The following is a 21,874-nucleotide window of genomic DNA, read 5'->3' on the forward strand; positions in this document are numbered from 1 at the left end:
AACGGCTCCCCAACCCGTCAAGAGTGCACGTCAGTTGAAGGGCGACGCACATGAGGAGAACCCCCCGCACGGTCCGGCTGCTGCTGGCCGGGCTGCTCTCCGCCACCGGCCTCTTTGCCGCCGTACCCCCCGCGCACGCGGCCGGCGAGCAGGTCACGGCCTGGCTCACCACCACCGACGACTCGGCCGGCCGGCATGTCGTGCGCGGCCTCGAGCCGCAGACGCCGTTCGCCTTCCAGTCCGGCACGGGCGGCGGCGGCACGAACATCACCGTGGACGAGAACACCCGCTACCAGACCTTCACCGGCGGCGGCGCGTCCTTCACGGACACCGCGGCCTGGCTGATGAACAGCAGCGGCGCGCTGTCGCAGGCGACCCGGGACGCGACCATGCGCAAGCTGTTCTCGCCGACGGACGGCATCGGACTGTCGTTCCTGCGCAACCCGATGGGCGCCTCCGACCTCGCGCGGTACGGCTACACGTACGACGACGTGCCGTCCGGCCAGACGGACGCGAACCTGGCCAGGTTCTCGATCGCGCACGACCTCGCGGACGTCGTGCCGCTCACCAGGCAGGCGCTCCAGCTGAACCCGTCGCTGACGGTGATGGCCTCCCCCTGGACCGCCCCGGCCTGGATGAAGGACAGCGGCTCGCTGAACGGCGGCTGGCTGAAGGCCGAGGACTACGGGGCGTACGCCGGCTACTTCGTGAAGTACCTCCAGGCGTACAGGGACCAGGGGATCGACGTCTCGTACGTCACCCCGCAGAACGAGCCGACCTGCTGTTCCGGCTACCCCTCGATGAGCTGGAACGCGTCCGGCATCCAGTATTTCCTCAAGAACGACCTGCTGCCGCAGCTGCAGTCGGCGGGGCTGAACACCAAGGTGCTGGCCCACGACTGGAACTGGGACACCTACGACTCCTACGCGGCCCAGTCCGTGGACGACCCGGCGATCCGCAACCACCCCAACTTCGGCGGGATCGCCTGGCACGGCTACGGCGGTGACGTCGCCAAGCAGACGACCGTGCACGACCAGTACCCCTCGCTGGACGCGTTCGGCACCGAGCACTCCGGTGGCACCTGGATCGCCGACCAGCAGCGCGAGGACATGTCCAACATCATCGACTACACCCGCAACTGGGCGAAGTCGGTGACCAAGTGGTCGCTGGCCGTGGACCAGAACGGCGGCCCCCACAACGGCGGTTGCGGCACCTGCACAGGCCTGATCACCGTGCACAACGGGGACGGGCAGAGCGGCACCGTGGACTACACCGTCGAGTACTACGACATGGGCCAGCTGACCAAGTTCGTCCGGCCGGGCGCCCAGCGGATCGCCTCCACGGCGTCCACCACCGTGCCGAACGTGGCCTGGCGCAACCCCGACGGCAGCAAGGCGCTGATCGCGTACAACGGCTCCTCCTCGGCGCAGACCGTCACCATCGACTGGGGCTCCCAGCACGCCACTTACTCGCTGCCCGGCAGGACCTCGGCCACCTTCACCTGGTCCGGCACCCAGTCCGACGGCGGCGCACGGACCGGCTCCTTCGTCGGCCTGGCCGGCAAGTGCCTGGACGTGGCGGGCGGTTCGAGCGCCAACGGCACGGCCGTGCAGCTCTACGACTGCAACGGCACCGCCGCCCAGCAGTGGACGGTGGCGGCCGACGGGTCCGTCCAGGCGCTCGGCAAGTGCCTGGACGTGACGTCGGGTTCGACCGCGGACGGCGCCAAGGCGCAGTTGTACGACTGCAACGGCACCGGCGCCCAGCAGTGGTCGTACAACGCGTCCACCGGGGACGTCGTGAACCTCGCCGCGAACAAGTGCCTCGACGTGACCGACAACTCGTCGGCGAACGGGGCGCGGGCACAGATCTGGTCGTGCACCGGGGCCGCGAACCAGAAGTGGCACCTGCAGTAGCGCACCCCACCAGGCCGTCCCCGACGGGTGCGGTTCACCCGCGGGCGCCGCTGAGCGGCGCCCGCCCGGCGGCTGGGGGACGATGAGGTATGACCACACCGCAGGATCTGTTCCTCGTCAGCCTCGACGTGCCCGGCGATCACCCCGTCGAGCCGGGCGATCTGTCGCTGGCACTCGCGGGGGCCGAGCTGGTCGACCTGCTCGGGGCGCGGGCGCTCACCCTGGACGGCGAGCGCATCGTGCCCGGGCCCGTGCTGACCACGGGCGACCGGATGCTGGACGAGGCCGGGGCCGCGCTCGTGCGCGAGGAGCCGTACGAGACGGTCGAGGACTGGCTGTGGCGCCGGGGCGAGGGGCTGGCCACGGCCTACCGCGACGTCCTGGACACCGGCGGCCAGCTCTCCGGGAAGCGGCACCGCTGGCCGCACCGGGCCGACAAGGCGGCCGCCGCCGACACCCCGGCCCGGCGCCATGCCGCCGACCGCTGGTGGTCCCGCGAGCCGGTCCTCACCGGGCTCGCCGCCACCCTGGGCATCCAGGGCGAGCGGCCGCCCGAGGAGGAGCCCGGCGACGAGGCGGTCGTCACGGTGCTCCTGGCGGTCGGCGACGCGGTGACCGAGCTGGGGGCCGTACGGGAGCGCCGACGCATCGAGAACGCGGCGTTCGACAACATCTGGCGCGCGCCGTAGCCCAGCGGGGGGCGCCGCTCACCGGGAGGCGCCCCCGCCGGACCGGCGGAGCTACTCCGCCGGTGTCACTCCCGCCCGCAGCAGCCCGTACGTGTACGCGTCCTCCAGGGCCTGCCAGGACGCGGCGATGACGTTCTCCGCCACGCCGACCGTGGACCACTCGCCGGAGCCGTCCGAGGTGGAGATCAGGACGCGGGTGGTGGAGGAGGTGCCGTGCACGCCCTCCAGGATGCGGACCTTGTAGTCGACCAGGTCCAGCTTGGCGAGCTGCGGGTAGATCTTCTCCAGGGCCACGCGCAGCGCGCGGTCCAGGGCGTTGACCGGGCCGTTGCCCTCCGCCGTGGCGACGATCCGCTCGCTCTTGGCCCACAGCTTCACCGTGGCCTCGTTGGCGTGCGTGCCGTCGGGGCGGTCCTCGACGATGGCCCGCCAGGACTCCACGTCGAAGTACTTCAGCGGGCGGCCCTCGACCTCGGCCCGCAGCAGCAGCTCGAAGCTGGCGTCCGCCGCCTCGTAGGTGTAGCCCTTGAGCTCGCGCTCCTTCACCCGCTCGACCACCCGGCCGACCAGTTCCCGGTCGCCGCCGAGGTCGATGCCGAGCTCCTTGCCCTTGAGCTCGACGGAGGCGCGGCCCGCCATGTCGGAGACCAGCATGCGCATGGTGTTGCCGACCAGCTCGGGGTCGATGTGCTGGTACAGGTCCGGGTCGACCTTGATCGCGGAGGCGTGCAGGCCGGCCTTGTGCGCGAAGGCCGACACGCCCACGTACGGCTGATGGGTGGAGGGGGTCAGGTTGACGACCTCGGCGATGGCGTGCGAGATCCGGGTCGTCTCGCGGAGCTTGCCGTCGGGCAGCACCTTCTTGCCGTACTTCAGCTCCAGGGCGGCGACGACCGGGAAGAGGTTGGCGTTGCCGACCCGCTCGCCGTAGCCGTTGGCGGTGCACTGCACGTGGGTGGCGCCCGCGTCGACGGCGGCCAGCGTGTTGGCGACCGCGCAGCCGGTGTCGTCCTGGGCGTGGATGCCGAGCCGGGCGCCGGTGTCGGCGAGGACGGTGGCGACGACGGCGTGGATCTGGGCGGGGAGCATGCCGCCGTTGGTGTCACAGAGGATGACGACATCGGCGCCGGCCTCGGCGGCCGTACGGACGACGGCCTTGGCGTACTCGGGGTTGGCGCGGTAGCCGTCGAAGAAGTGCTCGCAGTCGACGAAGACCCGGCGGCCCTGGTCCTTCAGGTACGACACCGTGTCGCGGACCATCTCCAGGTTCTCGTCGAGCGTGGTGCGCAGCGCCAGTTCCACATGCCGGTCGTGCGACTTGGCGACCAGGGTGATCACCGGGGCGCCGGACTCGAGCAGGGCCCTGACCTGCGGGTCCTCGGCGGCTTTCGCACCCGCGCGGCGGGTGGCGCCGAAGGCGACCAGCTGGGCGTGCCTGAAGTCGATCTCGGCCTGTGCGCGGGCGAAGAACTCGGTGTCGCGGGGGTTCGCGCCGGGCCAGCCGCCCTCGATGAAGCCCACGCCGAAGTCGTCCAGGTGCCGTGCGATGGCGAGCTTGTCCGCGACAGTGAGGTTGATTCCCTCGCGCTGCGCGCCGTCGCGCAGCGTGGTGTCGAAGACGTGGAACGAGTCGTCGAGCTCGCTGGTTGCCGTCTCGGTCATGGTGTCAAGGCTCCTGTTGTGGATCTTCGGTCTTACCGGAATGACCGGCTCCACCGTCCCCCCAATGGTCCCTCGCGCCCCCGTTCCCCGGCTGAAGGTGGGCCGGAAAACGAAAAAACCCCTCGCGGGTGCGAGAGGTCTGCGCGCGGGTCGAGGACGACGGTGGCCACCCGCACCTGGTCGTACGAGGTGGTCACTGCGGACCGGCGCGCCTGCTGCCCATAATCATGGCGAACGAGAGCACGGGGGCAGTCTGGCACACCCCCGCCCCCGGCTCCCCGACCGTCTCAGGATGCGGTCGTCACACTGGAATCCGTACGGTCCCTCATCCGGGCGAGGTCCAGGTCCTTCGTCTCCCGCATGGTGACGTACACCAGCAGCGACACGGCGGCGCAGCCCGCCACGTACCAGGAGAAGCCGGACTCGATCCCGGCGTGCTTGAACCACAGAGCGACGTATTCCGCCGTGCCGCCGAAGAGGGCGTTGGCGATGGCGTACGGCAGGGCCACGCCGAGGGCGCGCACCCCGGTCGGGAACAGCTCGGCTTTCACACAGGCGTTGATCGAGGTGTAACCGGTGACGACGACCAGCGCGAGCAGGGCGAGACCGAGGGCCGGCCAGAAGCTGCCCGCGTGCTTGAGCAGGGTCATGATCGGCACGGTGAGGACGGTGGAGCCGACCGCGAAGGCGATGAGCAGCGGGCGGCGCCCGATCCGGTCCGACAGGGCGCCGGCGAGCGGCTGGAGGCAGGCGAAGACGATCAGCGCGGTGAAGGACACCAGCGTCGCCGTCTGCTTGGACAGTCCGGCCGAGTTGGACAGGTACTTGGTCAGATAGGTGGTGTACGTGTAGTACGCGACCGTGCCGCCCATGGTGAGGGCGATGACCAGGAACGCCTCCCGCCGGTGCTGCCACAGGGCGCGCAGGGTGCCGCGCTCCTCGGCGTGAGAGGCGTCCTCCTCGTACACCTCGGTCTCCAGCATGGTGCGCCGCAGATAGAAGACGATCGCCGCGCCGAGCGCGCCCACGACGAACGGGATGCGCCAGCCGTAGCCGTGCAGGGCGGCGTCGGACATGGTGTGTTGCAGGATGATCAGCAGCCCGAGGCCGACGATCTGCCCCGCGGTCATGGAGACGTACTGGAAGCTGGAGGCGAACCCGCGCCGGTTCGGGTCCGAGGCCTCGGTCAGATAGGTGGCGCTGGCCGCGTACTCGCCGCCCACCGACAGACCCTGCAGCAGTCGGGCGACGAGCAGCACGAGCGCGCCGCCGTAGCCGGCGACCGCGTAGGTCGGGGCGACGGCGATGAGGATCGCCGACGCGGACATCAGCGTGACGGTCAGCGTCAGTGCCGCCTTGCGGCCCTTGCGGTCGCCGACCCGCCCCAGCAGCCAGCCGCCCACGGGGCGCATGAAGAACCCGACGGCGAAGATGCCGGCGGTGTTCATGAGCTGGGCGGTGGGGTTGCCGCTCGGGAAGAACGCGCCGGCGAAGTAGGTGGCGAAGCTCGCGTACACGAACCAGTCGAACCACTCGACCATGTTGCCCGCCGAACCGACCCAGATCCTCTTCCAGTGTTGTCGTCCCATGCGCCGGTACCTGCCCGGCACCGGAGCGGACGATTCCTTCACCCGGCCGGCACCAGCAGCGAGTCGGCGATGAACTCCCTCACCTGCACGAGCACTTGGTCCCGGTCCGTGCCGCGCAACCCGATGGCCACATGGATGGAGAACCCGTCGAGCAGCGCGCGCAGCCTCGCCGCGAAGCGGTCCGCGTCCACCCGCCGGAACTCCCCGCGCGACACGCCCTCGGCGATCAGCGCGACCAGATCGCGGTGCCACGCACCCTCGATGGCCGCCTGCCGGGCACGCGCGTCGTCGTCGGCGTTCTGCGAGCGGTTCCAGACCTCCAGCCACAGCGTCCAGTGCGGGTCGCGGTGGCCGTCGGGGACGTACAGGTCGACGTAGGCGGAAAGACGCTCGCTCGCGGTACCGGTACCGGTGAGCAACCGGCCCCGCGCCGCACCGAGCCGGCCCTCGCTCCATTCCAGGGTCCGCAGCAGCAGTTCGTCCTTGGAGTGGAAGTAGTACAGGAGATGGCCGCTGCTCATCCCGACCTCGCGGCCGAGCGCCGCCATGGTGAGCTTCTCCAGACCGCGCTCGGCGATCATGTCCATGGCGGCGGCGAGGACGTCCTCGCGGGGCGGGGCGGGGGTGCGGCGGCGGGGGGACGGGGGCTCGGTCATGCCGGGACCCTTCGTACGGCGTCGGGGACGAACCGGGTCGCGTACTCGGTGGTGCAGTCCGCGGCTGCGATCGCCACCTCGGCACCGCACACGCACACCCGGTTGACGCCGTGCTCCCCGTCGGGACCACAGCAGCCCATGCCGCGCATGACGTCGGGATGGGCATCCAGTTCGACCACGTCGAGCGGATGCAGGACGTACGTGCCGCGCGGCCCGGCCGAGACGAGGAATCCACGCTCGTCGGACATCCACTTCCCGCCGGGCACCACGCCGTCGTACTCCTCGTCGTCCGGGACGGGTACGAACGGGGCCCCGTGCGGCAACGGGTCGACGGCGTAGGTGCCCCGCGGCATCGATGCCGGAGCCCGGCGCAGTCCGTCGGGTCCCGGCAGGCCGTCCCATCCCGGGGGCTCGGGGATCTCGGCGAGGAGCCGGACGGGGTCGGTCAGCCGGTGGCCGCACGCGGCGCAGAGCAGTACATCCACGCGTATGTTCTACCTGACCGCGGCCGTCACCGGACCTTCGGCTGCTGCTGGGTGATGCAGTGGATGCCGCCCCCACCCGCGAAGATCGTACGAGCGTCCACCAGGGTCACCGTCCGCTCGGGGAAGAGGCGGCGGAAGATCCCGGCGGCGATCTCGTCGCGCGGGTCGTCGAAGCCGCACAGCACCAGGCCGCCGTTGCAGATGTAGTGGTTGATGTAGGAGTAGTCGGCCCAGTGGCCGTCGGCCTCCAGGGCGGTCGGTGCGGGCACCTCCACGACCTCCAGCCTGCGGCCGCGCGCGTCGGTCGCCGACTTCAGGATGCCGATGACCTCCTTGGTGACCTCGTGGTCGGGGTGGGCCGGGTCCGGCTGGGAGTGCGCCACCACGACACCCGGCCGGGCGAAGGCGGCCACGATGTCGACGTGGCCCAGCGTGCCGAAGCCATGGGGCGGGTAGTCGCCGGTGAGGCCGCGCGGCAGCCAGATCGCCTTCTCCGTGCCGAGGTGGGCGTGGATCTCCGCCTCGGCCTCCTCCTTCGACCAGTGCGGGTTGCGCTCGGGGCCGAGCTGCACGGTCTCGGTGAGCAGCACGGTGCCCTCGCCGTCGACATGGATCGCGCCGCCCTCGTTGACCAGCCTCGAGGCGTACGTCTTCGCGCCCGCGAGGTCGGAGACATACGCGGCGATCTTGGAGTCGTGCTCCCAGCGGGCCCAGTCCTGCGCCCCCCAGCCGTTGAACGTCCAGTCCACGGCGGCCAGTTCGCCTCGGCCGTTGGTCAGGAAGGTGGGGCCGATGTCCCGCATCCAGGCGTCGTCCAGGTCGCGTTCGACGGTGTCGATGTCCGGGCCGAGCAGCGCCTGCGCCTGCGCCGACTGACCGGGACCGCAGACGACCGTCACCGGCTCGAAGCGGCGGATCGCACGGGCCACCGAGGCCCAGGCGGCGCGGGAGGCGGCGAGGTCGTCCGGGTCGTCGAAGGTGGGGTTGGGCCCCGGCCACGCCATCCAGGTGCGCTCGTGCGGGGTCCACTCGGCGGGCATACGGAAGCCGTCGGCGGCGGGGGTGGTCATATGGGTTCCCGGATCCTTGTGTCAGGCGGTCAGAGGAAGTAGAGGCGGTTGAGGGAGACGGAGTCGGCGGGCTCGGAGCGCAGCGGGTCGCCGTCGAGGGTGACCAGGCCGGTGCGCTGGTCGACGTCGACCGCTCCGATGCGGGCGTTCAGCCGCAGGTCGGCCGGGCCGATGCCCCGGGTGCCGCGCACGGCGACCCTTCTGCGCCTCGTGGGCATCGTGTCGTTGCCCTGGTCCAGGGCCGCCCGGGCGACGAACGCGACCGAGATGTCGGCCGCCGTGGCGCCGTAGGAGCCGAACTGCGGGCCCAGCACGAGGGGTTCGCAGGTGTCGGTGGCCGCGTTGGGGTCGCCGGTCACGCCGTACGCCGGGAAGCCGGCCTTGAGCACGAGCTGCGGCTTGGCACCGAAGTACTCCGGGCGCCACAGCACGATGTCGGCGAGCTTGCCGGCCTCGATCGAGCCGACCTCGTGGGAGAGGCCGTGCGCGATGGCGGGGTTGATGGTGAGCTTCGCCATGTAGCGCAGGACGCGGGCGTTGTCGTCGCCCTCGCCGTCGCCGTCCATCGGGCCCAGTTCGGCCTTCATCTTGCCGGCCATGGCGAAGGTGCGGCGGACCGTCTCACCGGCGCGGCCCATGCCCTGGGCGTCGGAGGAGGTGATGCCGATCGCGCCCAGGTCGTGCAGCACGTCCTCGGCGCCCATGGTGCCGGCGCGGATGCGGTCGCGGGCCATGGCGGCGTCGCCGGGCAGGTCGGGCTTGAGGTCGTGGACGGAGACGATCATGCCGTAGTGCTCGGCGACCGCGTCCCGGCCGAAGGGCAGGGTGGGGTTGGTGGAGGAGCCGATGACGTTGGGGACACCGGCCATCTTCAGCACGTTGGGCACGTGTCCGCCGCCGCAGCCCTCGATGTGGAAGGCGTGGATGGTCCGGCCCTGAAGCACCTTCAGGGTGTCCTCGACCGACAGGCACTCGTTCAGGCCGTCGCTGTGCAGGGCGACCTGGACGTCGTGCTCCTCGGCGACCCGCAGGGCGGTGTCCAGGGCCCGGGTGTGGGCGCCCATGTCCTCGTGCACCTTGAAGCCGGACGCGCCGCCCTCGGCCAGCGCCTCGACCAGAGGAGCGCTGTGGGACGACGAACCCCGGCCCAGGAAGCCGATGTTGACCGGCCAGGCGTCGAAGGCGTTGAAGGCGTGGCGCAGCGCCCAGGGCGAGTTGACGCCGACGCCCCACACGGGGCCGAACTCCTGGCCGATGACCGTGGTCACGCCGGAGGCGAGGGAGGCCTCCATGATGCGCGGCGACAGCAGGTGGACATGGGTGTCGACGGCCCCTGCGGTGGCGATCAGCCCCTCGCCGGAGACGATCGACGTGCCCGTGCCGACGACGACGTCGACGCCGTCGAGGGTGTCGGGATTGCCGGCCCGCCCGATCGAGCAGATCCGGCCCTCCCGGATGCCGATGGAGACCTTGCGGATGCCCTGCACCGGGTCGATCACGACGACGTTGCTGATGACGACGTCACAGGTCTCACGGACGGCGGCGGCCTTCAGGTGCAGTCCGTCGCGGGCGGTCTTGCCGAAGCCGGCCAGGAACTCGTCGCCGTGGCGCTGCGAGTCGGACTCCACGCGGATCGTGAGCCCGGAGTCGCCGAGGCGGATGCGGTCGCCGGCGCGGGGGCCGTGGGTGGCCGCGTACTCGTAGGGGTTCATCGGTTCTCCGCTCCCAGGTATCCGCAGGCTTCGGCCCTGCGCAGGGCCTCCTCCTTCGCGCCGGGCGCGTCCAGCGGCCCGTCGACCAGTCCGGCGAAGCCGATCGCGATCCGGTCGCCGCCGATCGGCACCAGTCCCACCTCGACGCTCTCGCCGGGGCCGAAGCGCACCGAGGAGCCCGCGGGGACGGCGAGCCGCATCCCGTAGGCCCTCTCCCGGGCGAAGTCCAGCCGCGGGTTGGCCTCGAAGAAGTGGAAGTGGGAGGTGACGGAGACCGGCACGGTCGCCGTGTTGGTGACCGTGAGCCGTACGACCGCCCCGGGCTCGGCGTGCTCGGGCGCCGGGAGCAGCGCGCCCGGTGCCTGGTCGCCGAGGCCGCCGCCGATGGGGTCGGAGACCACCGCGAGCCGGGAGCCGTCGTCGAAGACCGCCTCGACCATCACCTCGGTGACGACGTCGGCGACACCCGGCAGGACGTCCCCCGGGCCCAGCACGCAGCGGGCCGCCTCGATGGCCTCGGCGAGCCGCCGGCCGTCCCGGGCCGCCTCGCACACCGTGTCCGCGATCAGCGCGGTCGCCTCCGGCACGTTGAGCCTGAGGCCGCGCGCCCGGCGGGCCCGGGCCAGCTCGGCGGCTCCGAAGAGCAGCAGCCGGTCACGTTCCGTAGGGGTCAGTCTCACGACGCGGCACCTCCTTGCCTTCCATACTTTAGAACACCACTCTAAACACAGAATTCGTGAAACTGAAGCATTGACTGTCGGCTCAGCTTCACAGACATTGAACGTCGCTCAAACTGAACGGCGGGAGTCGAAGGAGACCAGCCATGCCGATAGAACAGCGCGGAGTCGACACCATCCCGGACGAGGAGCGGACCAGCGGTCCGCGCGACCTCGTCTCGATCCTGCTCGGCTCCAACCTCTGCCTCGGGGTGATCATCTTCGGCTGGCTGCCGCCGTCCTTCGGGCTCGGCTGGTGGGCGTCGGTCAGCTCGATCGTGGCGGGCACGATCGTCGGTACGGCGGTGACGGCACCGCTGGCCCTGATCTCCCTGCGCACCGCGACCAACCTCTCCACCTCCTCCGGCGCCCAGTTCGGGGTCCGGGGCCGGCTGGTCGGCTCGGTCGTCGGCCTGCTGCTCGCCCTCGGGTACACCGCTCTGACCGTGTGGATCGGCGGCGACGTGATGATCGGCGTGCTCGGCCGGATGTTCGGCCTGCCCGCGGACGGGGCGTCGTACGCCGTCGTCTACGCGCTGCTGGCCGGCGCCACGGTCGCGGGCGCGGTGTACGGCTACCGGGTGCTGCTGAACATGTCCAAGGTCCTGTCCATCGCCATGACCGTCCTGCTGCTGCTCGGCGTCCTCGCCTACGCCCCGCACTTCACCACCGCGGCCATGCCCCAGGCGGGCGGCTATCTGCTCGGCTCCTTCTGGCCGACCTGGTTCCTGTCGGCCGTGGCCGCCGGCCTGTCCGGTCCCATCGCCTTCATCACCCTGCTCGGCGACTACACCCGCTACATCTCCCCCGTCCGGCACTCGGGCCGCCGCGTCCTGAGGGCCACTTGGCTGGGCCTGACCCTGGGCCTGCTGGTGCCGCAGCTGTTCGGCACGTTCACGGCGTACGGCGCCCACGCGGCGCTCGACTACGCCGGTCCGCTGGTCGCGGCCTCGCCCACCTGGTACCTGATCCCGCTGCTGCTGTCCGCCTCGGCCGGCTCGGTCGGCAACGCCGGTCTCATGCTGTACTCCATGGGCCTGGACCTGGACGCCATCCTGCCCCGGGCCTCCCGCGCCCGCGCCACCTACACGGTCGCGATCGTCGCCACGGCCTGCGTGTTCGTCGGCCACTACGCCTGGAACGCCCAGTCCGCGATGACGTCCTTCGTCCTGCTCCTCACCGCCATCGGCACCCCGTGGGCCGTGATCACCCTCATCGGCTTCGCCCGCTGCCGGGGTGTGTACGACGCCGACGCCCTGCAGGTCTTCAACCGCCGTTCGCGGGGCGGAATCTACTGGTACCGGGCCGGCTGGAACATCCGGGCGACCGTCTCCTGGGCCCTGGGCGCCGGCGTCGGTCTGCTGGCGGTGTCCCTGCCGTCGTACCAGGGCCCGCTGCTGCGCCTGACCGGCGGCGTGGACTGCAGCTTCCTGCTGTCGGGCGCGGTCGGCGGCCTGATCTACCTGATCCTGGCGCCCCGGCAGCAGGCATCGGCCCGCGTCGAGGCCGCACAGGAACCGGTCGGCGCGGAGAGCGGGCGCCAGGCGGTCACCCCGCCTCCAGGCCCGGCAGGAAACGGTCCGCGCCGAACGCCGGCTTCAGGTCGGTGAACCAGGTCGCGCCCTCGTCGTACGCGGCGAAGAACGGCCGGTCCACCAGCTCCGGGTCACGGGCCTGGATGAGGTGGAGCACGAAGACCTTCTCGCCCGCCACCTCGGCGACGCCGTCCACGCAGACCTTGCCCGGCATCGCCGACATCACCGGTCCGCGCACCGTGCGGGCGAGCCCGGAGACCCGGGCGTAGGCGTCACGGAAGATCGCGTGACCGCGGGCCAGCGGCACCCCGAAGTAGCCCTGCGGGCCGGTGTCCCGCTCCACGAACTGGTAGTACGGCACCGCCCCCAGCGCGGTCGTCTCCTCCCACAGCTCCGCCCACGCCTCGGCGCTGTCGTTGATCCCGGCGACCAGCGGCCCCTGGCAGCGGATCACGGCGCCGGTGTCCCGCACCCGGCGCATCGCCTCCCGCACCACCGGCGGGCGCAGTTCCCGCGGGTGCGTGAAGTGGGCCATGAGCGCCAGGTGGCGGCCACTGGCGACGACCTTCTCGAAGAGCCGCAACAGGTCGTCGGCGTCCCGGTCGGCCAGGAAGCGGTACGGCCAGAAGGCGAGCGCCTTGGTGCCGATCCGGACCGAGCGGACGGTGTCGATCCCAAGCAGCGGCTCCACATAGCGGCGCAGCACCTCGGTGCTCATCACCAGCGGGTCGCCGCCGGTGATGAGCGTGCTGCTCACCTCGGGGTGGGCACGCAGATACGCGCTGGTGGCGGCGATGTCGTCGGTGGCGATGCGCAGCTCGGACTCGCCGACGAACTGCGGCCAGCGGAAGCAGTAGGTGCAGTAGGCGTGGCAGGTCTGGCCCTGCCGCGGGAAGACCAGCACCGTCTCGTCGTACTTGTGCTGTAGCCCCGTCAGGCGGCGGCCCTCGTGCACGGGGACGTTGGCGTCGAGCTGGCCGGAGGGGTGCGGGTTGAGCCGCATCCGGATCTCGTGCGCGGCGCGCCGGACCTCGGCGTCGGGCGCGTCCTGCGCGAGCAGGTCCGCCATCCGGCGCAGCTCGTGCGCGGGCAGCATGCCGCTCTGCGGGAAGGTCAGCCGGAAGACGGGGTCGTCGGGGACGGCCGACCAGTCGATCAGTTCGTCCACGACGTAGGAGTTCGTGCGGAAGGGCAGGACCGCCGACACGGCCCGCAGCGCGAGCCGCTCGGCGGGCGGCAGGGACACCCGGTCCAGCAGTCCGTCCAGGTCACGGGGGGTGAAGGCGCGATACCGGGGTCTCGCGTCCCAAGCGGGGTGGAGCGCTGAACTCATCTGTGCCAGGGCCTCTATTCTGTGCCGGGTCCGCTATTCCGTGACCAGGACCGGCGGTCGCAGCTCTACGAAGGCGGCCGCTGACGCATCGTACTTCTCCGCGAAATGCTGGATGAGTAGCGCGTGCAGCGGACTTTCGTCGTCGACCACGATCAGCTCGTGCCCGCCCGGTACGGCCAAGGCGGCGCTGTGGGCGGAGAGTTGGTCGAGGCGGTGCCGGGCCAGGTACGACACCAGGTCGGGCCCGGCCACGTACAGGCGGTCCTCGACGGACACGAACGGGCAGCGGAACTCCCGGCGGCCGTCGGAGGCGTCGACCAGCGTGAGCGGCAGCCGGTTGAACTGCTCCATCGGCTTGCTCTGCCCCCACAGCTCGTCGAAGCGCTGCTCCACGAAGGTGCCGAGCGGGGAGCGGACGGCGACCTCCAGCTGGACGCCCTCGCCGGAGAGCCGGCCCACCGTCAGGAAGGAGACCAGACAGCGCTCGTCCCAGCGGTAGAGCGTCACACCGGGGGACGTCTGGCACAGGCGGACCTCGAGCAGGGCGCGGGAGGTGTCGTCCAGGCGGCGCGCGAAGTGGTCCAGGGTGCGCAGGTTGCGCATGATGTCGCGGCGGATGTCGGCGCTCTGCTCGCCCAGTTCACGGCCGCGCAGGATGACGGCGAGCGAGTCGGGGTCCAGCAGCAGGATCTGCACCCGCGCCCCGTGCGCGGTGGCCGCTTTGATCCCCCGGAAGAGACGCTCGGAGAACTGCGGCCCGAACAGGTTGGAGAAGGTGTCCAGCACCTTCACGCAGGCCGTGGCGCCGTGCACCTGGGAGGCGAACCACTCGTAGTCCAGCCGGGTGTGCTCACGCACCCGGCCTTCCTGGGCACGGGAGATCAGCGGCCCGATCACGAACACGGTGACGACCACGCCGACGAGGTCGGTGCCGAGGTTGAGGGCGAGGTTCTGCTGGTAGGCGTCCATGCCGTGAGCGGTCCACAGCAGCAGGGCGGCGCAGCCGGCCAGGGCCGCCAGCGCGGTGACGCTCTGCGGACGGCGCGGGGTGCGTAACGCGCGCAGTAACCAGCGCAGTCGTGGCACCGGCGACCATGCGTTCACGTGCGCCCCTCCCCCGTGTCGGGTGTCACCCCGGATGCGTGTCCGCGGGGGCGCGCGCCCCCGCGGAAGGGGTGGATACCCGGGCGGGAGCGGGGGTACGCCTCGAACGCGCGCACCCTTCACTCCCGTCGGGCAGCCGGTGAAGCGGACGTCAGCCGATCTTGTGCATCCAGCTGTGCTTGTCCTCCGTCACGCCGCGCTGGATGCCGAGCAGGGCCTCGCGCAGGCGGAGGGTGACCTCGCCGGGGGTGCCGTCGCCGTGGGTCCAGGCGTCCGTCCTGGTCTTGACGTGGCCGATGGGCGTGACGACGGCGGCGGTGCCGCAGGCGAAGACCTCGGTGAGGGCACCGGAGGCCGCGTCCGCGCGCCACTGCTCCAGGGTGACCACGCCTTCCTCGGCGGTGTAGCCGAGGTCGCGGGCGACCTGCAGGAGGGAGTCGCGGGTGATGCCCTCGAGGATCGATCCGGTCAGCTCGGGGGTGACGATCCGGTCGCCGTAGACGAAGGCGACGTTCATGCTGCCGCTCTCCTCGACCTTGGTGCGGGTGACCGCGTCGAGGTAGACGACCTGGTCGCAGCCGTGCGCGGCGGCCTCGGCCTGCGGAAGCAGGGAGGCGGCGTAGTTGCCGCCGGTCTTGGCGTCGCCGGTGCCGCCGGGGACGGCGCGGACGTGGTCCTCGGAGACCCAGATGGTGACCGGCTTGACGCCACCGGCGAAGTACGCGCCGGAGGGCGAGGCGATGAGCATGAACAGGTACTCGTTCGCCGGGTGCACGCCGAGCGCGGCCTCCGTGGCGAACATGAAGGGGCGCAGGTACAGGGACTGTTCGCCACCGTGCGGCGGAACCCAGTCGGCGTCCTGGGTGAGCAGCGCGTCCAGCGCGGCGATGAACAGCTCCTCGGGCAGCTCGGCCATGGCCATGCGGCGGGCGGAGTTACGGAAACGGCGGGCGTTCGCCTCGGGGCGGAACAGCGCGATCGAGCCGTCGGGCTGGCGGTAGGCCTTCAGTCCCTCGAAGATCTCCTGGCCGTAGTGCAGGACATGGGTGGAGGGGTCGAGGGAGATCGGCCCGTACGGGACGAGCTGGGCGTCGTGCCAGCCGCGGCCCTCCGTCCACTTGATCGTCACCATGTGGTCGGTGAAGTGGCGGCCGAACCCGGGGTTGGCCAGGATCGCCTCGCGCTCTGCGGCGGCGAGGGGGCTGGCGGAGGGCTTGAGCTCGATCGTGGGCGTCGTCATGAGTGATGTGTCCTTCACCGGTTGTTGTGACGGGCCGCGCTCACGCCCCGTCACTGCGACCTGCCAGTGCGAGGACGTCCGAGCTTTCCCTCATGCCGCGGCTCCGCGTCCGATTATCGCGCGGGCCCCGCGGCGGAAGGAATGGGGGTGAAAGCGGCCCGGGGTCGATGGTGGCACCCGGCGGGGACATGGGAAAGCCGCCGGGCGGTCGTCCGACCCGGCGGCCTCTCGTGAGTGAGCGCCGGGTCAGCCGGCTACTCGGGCGGCGAGCGCGTCGCCGATCTGCGAGGTGCTGCGGGCACCCAGGGCGGCGCGCTCGGTCAGGTCCGCGGCGACCGCCGCGTCGATGCGGTCGGCCTCGGCGCCGTAGCCGAGGTGGCGCAGCAGCAGGGCGACGGACAGGACCGTGGCGGTGGGGTCGGCCTTGCCCTGGCCGGCGATGTCGGGCGCGGAACCGTGGACCGGCTCGAACATCGAGGGGAACTCGCGGGAGGGGTTGATGTTCCCGCTCGCGGCCACGCCGATGCCGCCGGAGACGGCCGCGGCGAGGTCGGTGATGATGTCGCCGAAGAGGTTGTCGGTGACGATCACGTCGAAGCGGCCCGGGTCGGTGACCAGGTAGATGGTCGCGGCGTCGACGTGGATGTAGTCGGTGGTGACCTCGGGGAACTCCTTGGCCACCTTGTTGAAGACGTTCGTCCACAGGTGACCCGCGAAGGCCAGCACGTTGTTCTTGTGGACGAGCGTGAGCTTCTTGCGCGGGCGGGCCTGGGCGCGGGCGAAGGCGTCGCGGACCACGCGCTCGACACCGAAGGCGGTGTTGACGGAGACCTCGGTGGCGACCTCGTGCTCGGTGCCCTTGCGGATGGTGCCGCCGTTGCCGGTGTACGGGCCCTCGGTGCCCTCGCGGACCACGACGAAGTCGATCTCCGGCTGGCCGGCGAGCGGGGTGGCGACACCGGGCAGGAGCTTCGACGGGCGCAGGTTGACGTGGTGGTCGAAGGCGAAGCGGAGCTTGAGGAGGAAGCCGCGCTCCAGGACGCCGGACGGCACCGACGGGTCGCCGATGGCGCCGAGCAGGATGGCGTCGTGCTGCTTCAGCGCGTCGAGGTCGGCGTCGGTGAGGGTCTCACCGGTGGCGTGGTAGCGCCGGGCGCCGAAGTCGTACTCCTTGGTCTCCAGCTTCACGTCCTCGGGCAGGACGGCGGAGAGGACCTTGAGACCCTCGGACACGACTTCCTGTCCGATGCCGTCCCCGGGGATCACTGCGAGATCGATGCTGCGAGACATGCGGGCACCCTACTCCTCGTCCCAGGTGATGACATGGCCCGTCCGTCATTTGGACGGCGGGAACGGCCCGAACGGCGTCGTGCGAGGACTCAGTGGCCGGTCGCGCCGCCGTTGTCGCGGCGGTCCAGGGCGCGCTGGAGGGCGGCGGCGGCGTTCTTGCGGTCGGACTCGCTCGTGCGGGTCACGTGGCGGACGCGGCGGCGGACGGTCGTCTCGGCCATGGGAATCGACTCCTTCGGCAAACACGGAGCACGGCAATGAGAGATTGCGAGACGCCGGAGGGGGCGGGGAGCCGAGGGCCGCAGGGGTTGCCTGCACGGGGCCCGGCTCACGACCGCCATTCGCTTGATCGAGCGAGACGTTCGGCTCCTACAAAACTAAGGGAGCGGCCCGCTCCTGTCTGCACAATTACTCGGACTTCCTACTATCTGAGACGGCAGACCCCGTCACACCGCTCTGAGCTGGCCTTTCGTGCGTTCGGGTGAGGGCGGGGTCGGCACGATCAGCCGGTACAACACCCGGACGCCCCGCCCGTCCACCGGGACGCCGGCGAACCGTCAGGTGATGTCCCCGTCCCGCCAGTCGAGGACCAGCTCCCGGCCGGGGTCCAGCGGCCCGGCGAGCGCGGGCCGCACATGGACGCCCCCCTCCTCCTCCGGCAGCCGTACGATCCCGTCCGGCGACAGGGCGTGCACCTGCCCGGCCCACCGCTGCCAGCCCCGGGCCGCGTACAGCAGGGCCCCCTCCTGGCTCGCGGAGAGCGCGCCGAGGTCGTAGGCCCGGTCGATCACCCGCTCCAGCTCGGCCATCACCCGCCCGCCCAGCCCGGTGCGCCGCGCGTCCGGCCGTACGGCGACGGCCTCGACATACCCGGTGCGCAGCCAGCGCCCCCCGTGCCGGATGCGCCGCATCACCACGGACCCGTGCGCGGCGAGCCCGCCCCTGTCCTGCAGGAGCACATGCATCCCGCCGAGCCCGTGATCCCAGTCGTCGTCGGAGAAGTTCCCGTCGAACGCCTCGTCCAACAGGGTGCGGGCGGCGTCGAGTTCGGCGGGTTCGAGGTCGGCGGTGTGGGCCAGACGCAGTCGGACGACCATGGCGCCATCGTCTCACCCCGACTGCTGAGCGAGGGACCGTCCACGGATGGGAACGGGCCGGCAGGCCTGCTCAGAGGTCAGGCTTGCCGGCCCGTGTTCACGGGGGCTGGGGATCAGCCCATGTGCGGGTAGGAGTAGTCGGTCGGCGGGACCAGGGTCTCCTTGATGGCGCGGGTCAGGGTCCAGCGCAGCAGGTTCTGCGGGGCGCCGGCCTTGTCGTTGGTGCCGGAGGCACGGCCGCCGCCGAAGGGCTGCTGGCCGACGACGGCGCCGGTCGACTTGTCGTTGATGTAGAAGTTGCCGGCCGCGTAGCGGAGCTTCTCCATCGTGTAGGCCGCGGCGGCACGGTCGCCCGCGATGACCGAACCGGTGAGCGCGTAGTCGGACACCGACTCCATCTGGGTCAGCATCTCGTCGTACTTCTCGTCCTCGTAGACGTGCACGGCGAGGAACGGGCCGAAGTACTCGGTGCGGAAGACCTCGTTCTCCGGGTCGGAGCACTCGACGACCGTCGGGCGGACGAAGTAGCCGACCGAGTCGTCGTAGCTGCCGCCCGCGACGATCGTGCAGGCCGGGTCCTCCTTGGCGCGGTCGATCGCGGCCTTGTTCTTGGCGAAGGCACGGTCGTCGATCACGGCGCCGATGAAGTTCGACAGGTCGGTGACGTCACCCATGGTCAGGTAGTCGACCTCGGCCGCGAACTCCTCCTTGAAGCCGCTGTTCCAGATCGACGCCGGGATGTACGCCCGGGAGGTCGCGGAGCACTTCTGGCCCTGGTACTCGAAGGCACCGCGGGTCAGGGCGGTCTTCAGCACCGCGCGGTCCGCGCTCGGGTGGGCGACCAGGAAGTCCTTGCCGCCGGTCTCGCCGACCAGACGCGGGTAGGAGCGGTACTTCTCGATGTTGTTGCCGACCGTCTTCCACAGGTACTGGAAGGTCTTGGTCGACCCGGTGAAGTGGATACCGGCCAGGTCGCGGTGTTCCAGGGCGACCTTGGAGACCTCGATGCCGTCACCCGTGACCAGGTTGATGACGCCCTTGGGGAGACCGGCCTCCTCCAGCAGCTGCATCAGCAGGACGGCGGCGTGGGTCTGCGTCGGGGACGGCTTCCAGACGACGACGTTGCCCATCAGCGCGGGCGCGGTGGGCAGGTTGCCCGCGATGGCGCTGAAGTTGAAGGGCGTGATCGCGTAGACGAACCCCTCCAGCGGGCGGTGGTCCAGGCGGTTCCACACGCCCGGGGAGTTCGCCGGGGGCTGCTCGGCGAGGATCTGGCGGGCGTAGTGGACGTTGAAGCGCCAGAAGTCGACCAGCTCACAGGGGCTGTCGATCTCCGCCTGCTGCGCGGTCTTCGACTGGCCGAGCATGGTGGAGGCGGCGATCGTCTCGCGCCAGGGGCCGGCAAGCAGCTCGGCGGCGCGCAGGATGATCGCGGCGCGGTCGTCGAAGGACATGGCGCGCCAGGCCGGGGCGGCGCCCAGGGCGGCGTCGATGGCGTCCCGCGCGTCCTGCTGGGTGGCGTGGCGGCCGGTGCCGATGACGGCCTTGTGGTTGTGCGGCTGGACCACCTGGAACGGCTCGCCGCCGCCCATCCGCTTCTCGCCGCCGATGGTCATCGGCAGGTCGATCGGGTTCTCGGCCAGCTCCTTGAGCTTGGCCTCCAGCCGGGTGCGCTCGGGCGAGCCGGGGGCGTAGCCGTGCACCGGCTCGTTGACCGGGGTGGGGACCTGGGTCACAGCGTCCATGGGTTCCGTAACTCCTTGTACGTGAGCGGGTGTTCGGACTCAGCCCTTGCTGACCATCGAGCGGAGGAAGAAGCGCAGGTTCGCGGGCTTCTCCGCCAGACGGCGCATGAAGTAGCCGTACCAGTCGGTGCCGTAGGCGGTGTAGACGCGCATGCGGTGGCCCTCGGCGGCCAGGCGCAGGTGCTCGTCGCCGCGGATGCCGTACAGCATCTGGAACTCGTACTCGTCCAGCTTGCGGCCGGCCTTGTGGGCCAGCTCCTGGGCGATGGCGATCAGGCGCGGGTCGTGCGACCCGATCATCGGGTACCCCTCGCCCTCCATCAGGATCCGCAGAATACGGACGTACGCCTTGTCGATCTCGTGCTTCTGCTGGTAGGCGACCTCGGCGGGCTCCTTGTAGGCGCCCTTGACCAGGCGGACGCGGCTGCCGGCGGCGGCGAGGCGGCGGGCGTCGGCCTCGGTGCGGAAGAGGTAGGCCTGGATGACACAGCCGGTCTGCGGGAAGTCCTTCCGCAGCTCCTCGTGGATGGCGAACATCGAGTCGAGGGTGGTGTGGTCCTCGGCGTCCAGCGTCACGGTCGTACCGATGGCGGCGGCGGCCTCGACGACCGGGCGGACGTTGGCGAGGGCGAGCTCGTGACCACCGGGGAGCGCCTGGCCGAACATGGACAGCTTGACCGACATCTCGACCCGCTCGCCGAGCTGCAGGTCCTTGAGGTGGTCGATCAGCAGCAGATAGGCGTCCCGGGCGGCGGTGGCCTGCTCGGGGGTGGTGATGTCCTCGCCGACGACGTCCATCGTCAGCTCCAGGCCCCTGGCCGTCAGGTCCTTGATGATCGGCACGATGTCGGCCACGGTCTCGCCGGGGATGAAGCGGTCGACGACCTGCTTGGTCACCGGGGCCGCCGAGATCAGGCGTCGCATCCGGTCGCTGCGCGACGCGGCGAGAATCACGGGACCCAGCACGGGGCACCTCCACAGACAAGCACGAAATCGGCCATCACCCAACGATTCGGGTACGGCACGGAGAACCACCGTGAAACCTAAGGATCTCTCCGATCGTGGGCCATCGACAGCTGTCACGCATCCGTGCACGGGATCTCAGACAAGTGTATGAAGGCCGCCGGAAAATGAGGGAGAATGCCCGAGTGGCGGCGGATTTCAAGGCCTTCAAGGGCGATTACCAGGAGCTGGTGGACGAGATCTCGGAGCTGCTCGGGGTCCCGGCGACCCTGGAGAACCGCGACTTCGAGCTGATCGCCTTCGGGGCGTACGACAGCGAGGGCGAGCTGGATCCCTCCGCGCTGGACCCGGTGCGCACCCGCTCGATCCTGACCCGGCGCTCCACGGCCACGGTCCGGGCGTGGTTCGAGGGCTTCGGCATCACCCGCGCGACCGGCCCCGTACGGATCCCGCCGAGCCCGGAGGCGGGCGTGTATCGCGGCCGTATCTGCCTCCCGGTACGCCATCGGGGTGTCGTCCTCGGCTACGTCTGGCTGGTGGACGGCGACCCCGGGCCGACGGACACCCAGCTGACCGCCGCGATGGAGGTGGCGGGCCGGATCGGCGCGCTGCTGGCCGACGAGGCGGAGGCCGGGGCCGGGCTGAGCCGGGAGCTGCGGGCGGTGCTCACCGCCGAGCACGGCTGGCAGCAGGACATGGCGGTGGCGGAACTGCGCACCGCGCTCGGCCCCCGCGCCGACGGCCCGCTCACCCTCGTCTGCGTGGCCCCCTGGCCCTCGGCCGACCCCGACGACGCCCCCGCCGCCCGCGCGGTCCCCCATGCCGTCGCCCTGTGCACCCTCCCCTGGGGCACGTCGGAGCAGAGCCTCGCGCTCCTGGTGCGCCTGCGGACCACGGAGGTGACCACCCCCGCACTGGCGGCGGCTTCGCGGTTGCTGAAGGAGGCCGAGGGGGGTCGTGGTGGTGCGACGGGTGCGGGCCGGGGGGCCGGGGCGCCGGGAGCCGCGGGGCGGGGAGGCGGGGCCGCGGGAGAGACGGCGCGCGACGCGGGGGCCGGCGGAGGAGCCGGGCG

General features: G+C 71.2%; 19 protein-coding genes. 4 read left to right on the plus strand and 15 right to left on the minus strand.

The window, feature by feature from the left end; translation table 11 throughout:
- Nucleotides 1-50: 50 nt before the first annotated feature.
- Together ABT288_RS35695 and ABT288_RS35700 are read left to right on the plus strand one after the other, a co-directional pair.
- On the plus strand, nucleotides 51-1,916 hold the full coding sequence (locus ABT288_RS35695; protein WP_351616963.1) for a ricin-type beta-trefoil lectin domain protein: 1,866 nt from the start codon (nucleotides 51-53) through the stop codon (nucleotides 1,914-1,916).
- Between the two features lie 89 nt (nucleotides 1,917-2,005).
- Nucleotides 2,006-2,605 carry a GOLPH3/VPS74 family protein gene (locus ABT288_RS35700; protein ID WP_351616965.1) on the plus strand — a complete coding sequence of 200 codons (600 nt, stop codon included), beginning with the start codon at nucleotides 2,006-2,008 and terminating at the stop codon, nucleotides 2,603-2,605.
- Between the two features lie 51 nt (nucleotides 2,606-2,656).
- Here ABT288_RS35700 and cimA read toward each other — a convergent pair whose 3' ends face one another.
- From cimA to ureA, 7 genes are all read right to left on the minus strand, one after another.
- Nucleotides 2,657-4,267, minus strand: a complete 1,611-nt coding sequence (gene cimA, locus ABT288_RS35705; RefSeq protein WP_351616967.1) for a citramalate synthase — start codon at nucleotides 4,265-4,267, stop codon at nucleotides 2,657-2,659.
- A gap of 287 nt (nucleotides 4,268-4,554) precedes the next feature.
- Nucleotides 4,555-5,856: an MFS transporter gene (locus ABT288_RS35710; protein ID WP_351616970.1), complete on the minus strand. Its 1,302-nt coding sequence runs from the start codon at nucleotides 5,854-5,856 to the stop codon at nucleotides 4,555-4,557.
- A 38-nt stretch (nucleotides 5,857-5,894) separates the two neighbouring features.
- Nucleotides 5,895-6,512: a TetR/AcrR family transcriptional regulator gene (locus tag ABT288_RS35715; RefSeq protein ID WP_351616973.1), complete on the minus strand. Its 618-nt coding sequence runs from the start codon at nucleotides 6,510-6,512 to the stop codon at nucleotides 5,895-5,897.
- Nucleotides 6,509-6,997, minus strand: coding sequence for a hypothetical protein (locus tag ABT288_RS35720; protein ID WP_351616976.1), 489 nt, complete (start codon nucleotides 6,995-6,997; stop codon nucleotides 6,509-6,511). The genes ABT288_RS35715 and ABT288_RS35720 overlap by 4 nt, the downstream gene beginning before the upstream one ends.
- 26 nt (nucleotides 6,998-7,023) lie before the next feature.
- Nucleotides 7,024-8,067, minus strand: coding sequence for an agmatine deiminase family protein (locus tag ABT288_RS35725; RefSeq protein ID WP_351616979.1), 1,044 nt, complete (start codon nucleotides 8,065-8,067; stop codon nucleotides 7,024-7,026).
- A gap of 29 nt (nucleotides 8,068-8,096) precedes the next feature.
- The gene (locus tag ABT288_RS35730; protein WP_351616982.1) at nucleotides 8,097-9,779 is read right to left on the minus strand and encodes an urease subunit alpha; all 1,683 of its coding nucleotides are present in this window, start codon (nucleotides 9,777-9,779) and stop codon (nucleotides 8,097-8,099) included.
- Nucleotides 9,776-10,459: an urease subunit gamma gene (ureA, locus tag ABT288_RS35735; protein ID WP_351616985.1), complete on the minus strand. Its 684-nt coding sequence runs from the start codon at nucleotides 10,457-10,459 to the stop codon at nucleotides 9,776-9,778. Before ureA ends, ABT288_RS35730 begins: the two co-directional genes overlap by 4 nt.
- Before the next feature lie 143 nt (nucleotides 10,460-10,602).
- On the opposite strand from ureA, the gene ABT288_RS35740 reads away from it, so the two are divergent.
- Entirely contained in the window at nucleotides 10,603-12,105 is a 1,503-nt protein-coding gene (locus ABT288_RS35740) for a cytosine permease (protein WP_351616988.1), read from the plus strand.
- Here ABT288_RS35740 and ABT288_RS35745 read toward each other — a convergent pair.
- The 8 genes from ABT288_RS35745 to ABT288_RS35780 form a co-directional block, all read right to left on the minus strand.
- Complete coding sequence (locus tag ABT288_RS35745) at nucleotides 12,044-13,363, minus strand: KamA family radical SAM protein (RefSeq protein WP_351616991.1); 1,320 nt, start codon at nucleotides 13,361-13,363, stop codon at nucleotides 12,044-12,046. The two genes, ABT288_RS35740 and ABT288_RS35745, sit on opposite strands and share 62 nt — an antisense overlap.
- Nucleotides 13,364-13,396: 33 nt before the next feature.
- Nucleotides 13,397-14,467: a hypothetical protein gene (locus ABT288_RS35750; RefSeq protein WP_351616994.1), complete on the minus strand. Its 1,071-nt coding sequence runs from the start codon at nucleotides 14,465-14,467 to the stop codon at nucleotides 13,397-13,399.
- Between the two features lie 151 nt (nucleotides 14,468-14,618).
- Nucleotides 14,619-15,707: a branched-chain amino acid aminotransferase gene (locus ABT288_RS35755; protein ID WP_351616997.1), complete on the minus strand. Its 1,089-nt coding sequence runs from the start codon at nucleotides 15,705-15,707 to the stop codon at nucleotides 14,619-14,621.
- A gap of 246 nt (nucleotides 15,708-15,953) precedes the next feature.
- On the minus strand, nucleotides 15,954-16,997 hold the full coding sequence (locus tag ABT288_RS35760; RefSeq protein ID WP_351617000.1) for a 3-isopropylmalate dehydrogenase: 1,044 nt from the start codon (nucleotides 16,995-16,997) through the stop codon (nucleotides 15,954-15,956).
- Nucleotides 16,998-17,086: 89 nt separating this feature from the next.
- Nucleotides 17,087-17,218 carry a hypothetical protein gene (locus ABT288_RS35765; RefSeq protein ID WP_086701751.1) on the minus strand — a complete coding sequence of 44 codons (132 nt, stop codon included), beginning with the start codon at nucleotides 17,216-17,218 and terminating at the stop codon, nucleotides 17,087-17,089.
- A 336-nt stretch (nucleotides 17,219-17,554) separates the two neighbouring features.
- Nucleotides 17,555-18,094, minus strand: a complete 540-nt coding sequence (locus ABT288_RS35770; RefSeq protein ID WP_351617003.1) for a GNAT family N-acetyltransferase — start codon at nucleotides 18,092-18,094, stop codon at nucleotides 17,555-17,557.
- 113 nt (nucleotides 18,095-18,207) lie between these two features.
- Nucleotides 18,208-19,839, minus strand: a complete 1,632-nt coding sequence (gene pruA, locus ABT288_RS35775) for an L-glutamate gamma-semialdehyde dehydrogenase (RefSeq protein WP_351617006.1) — start codon at nucleotides 19,837-19,839, stop codon at nucleotides 18,208-18,210.
- A gap of 39 nt (nucleotides 19,840-19,878) precedes the next feature.
- Nucleotides 19,879-20,805: a proline dehydrogenase family protein gene (locus ABT288_RS35780; protein ID WP_351617008.1), complete on the minus strand. Its 927-nt coding sequence runs from the start codon at nucleotides 20,803-20,805 to the stop codon at nucleotides 19,879-19,881.
- A 164-nt stretch (nucleotides 20,806-20,969) separates the two neighbouring features.
- Here ABT288_RS35780 and ABT288_RS35785 point away from each other — a divergent pair.
- A partial coding sequence (locus ABT288_RS35785) for a PucR family transcriptional regulator (RefSeq protein WP_351617011.1) occupies nucleotides 20,970-21,874 on the plus strand: 905 nt, incomplete at its 3' end.

Source organism: Streptomyces sp. NPDC001093 (assembly GCF_040298985.1).
Classification (GTDB): domain Bacteria; phylum Actinomycetota; class Actinomycetes; order Streptomycetales; family Streptomycetaceae; genus Streptomyces.

What these genes read in the sequence shown, in the direction of transcription:
- ABT288_RS35695 (WP_351616963.1), top strand. Translation starts at nt 51, where the DNA reads ATGAGGAGAACCCCCCGCACGGTCCGGCTGCTGCTGGCCGGGCTGCTC.
- ABT288_RS35700 (WP_351616965.1), top strand. Translation starts at nt 2,006, where the DNA reads ATGACCACACCGCAGGATCTGTTCCTCGTCAGCCTCGACGTGCCCGGC.
- cimA (WP_351616967.1), bottom strand. Translation starts at nt 4,267, where the DNA reads ATGACCGAGACGGCAACCAGCGAGCTCGACGACTCGTTCCACGTCTTC.
- ABT288_RS35710 (WP_351616970.1), bottom strand. Translation starts at nt 5,856, where the DNA reads ATGGGACGACAACACTGGAAGAGGATCTGGGTCGGTTCGGCGGGCAAC.
- ABT288_RS35715 (WP_351616973.1), bottom strand. Translation starts at nt 6,512, where the DNA reads ATGACCGAGCCCCCGTCCCCCCGCCGCCGCACCCCCGCCCCGCCCCGC.
- ABT288_RS35725 (WP_351616979.1), bottom strand. Translation starts at nt 8,067, where the DNA reads ATGACCACCCCCGCCGCCGACGGCTTCCGTATGCCCGCCGAGTGGACC.
- ABT288_RS35730 (WP_351616982.1), bottom strand. Translation starts at nt 9,779, where the DNA reads ATGAACCCCTACGAGTACGCGGCCACCCACGGCCCCCGCGCCGGCGAC.
- ABT288_RS35740 (WP_351616988.1), top strand. Translation starts at nt 10,603, where the DNA reads ATGCCGATAGAACAGCGCGGAGTCGACACCATCCCGGACGAGGAGCGG.
- ABT288_RS35745 (WP_351616991.1), bottom strand. Translation starts at nt 13,363, where the DNA reads ATGAGTTCAGCGCTCCACCCCGCTTGGGACGCGAGACCCCGGTATCGC.
- ABT288_RS35755 (WP_351616997.1), bottom strand. Translation starts at nt 15,707, where the DNA reads ATGACGACGCCCACGATCGAGCTCAAGCCCTCCGCCAGCCCCCTCGCC.
- ABT288_RS35760 (WP_351617000.1), bottom strand. Translation starts at nt 16,997, where the DNA reads ATGTCTCGCAGCATCGATCTCGCAGTGATCCCCGGGGACGGCATCGGA.
- ABT288_RS35765 (WP_086701751.1), bottom strand. Translation starts at nt 17,218, where the DNA reads ATGGCCGAGACGACCGTCCGCCGCCGCGTCCGCCACGTGACCCGCACG.
- ABT288_RS35770 (WP_351617003.1), bottom strand. Translation starts at nt 18,094, where the DNA reads ATGGTCGTCCGACTGCGTCTGGCCCACACCGCCGACCTCGAACCCGCC.
- pruA (WP_351617006.1), bottom strand. Translation starts at nt 19,839, where the DNA reads ATGGACGCTGTGACCCAGGTCCCCACCCCGGTCAACGAGCCGGTGCAC.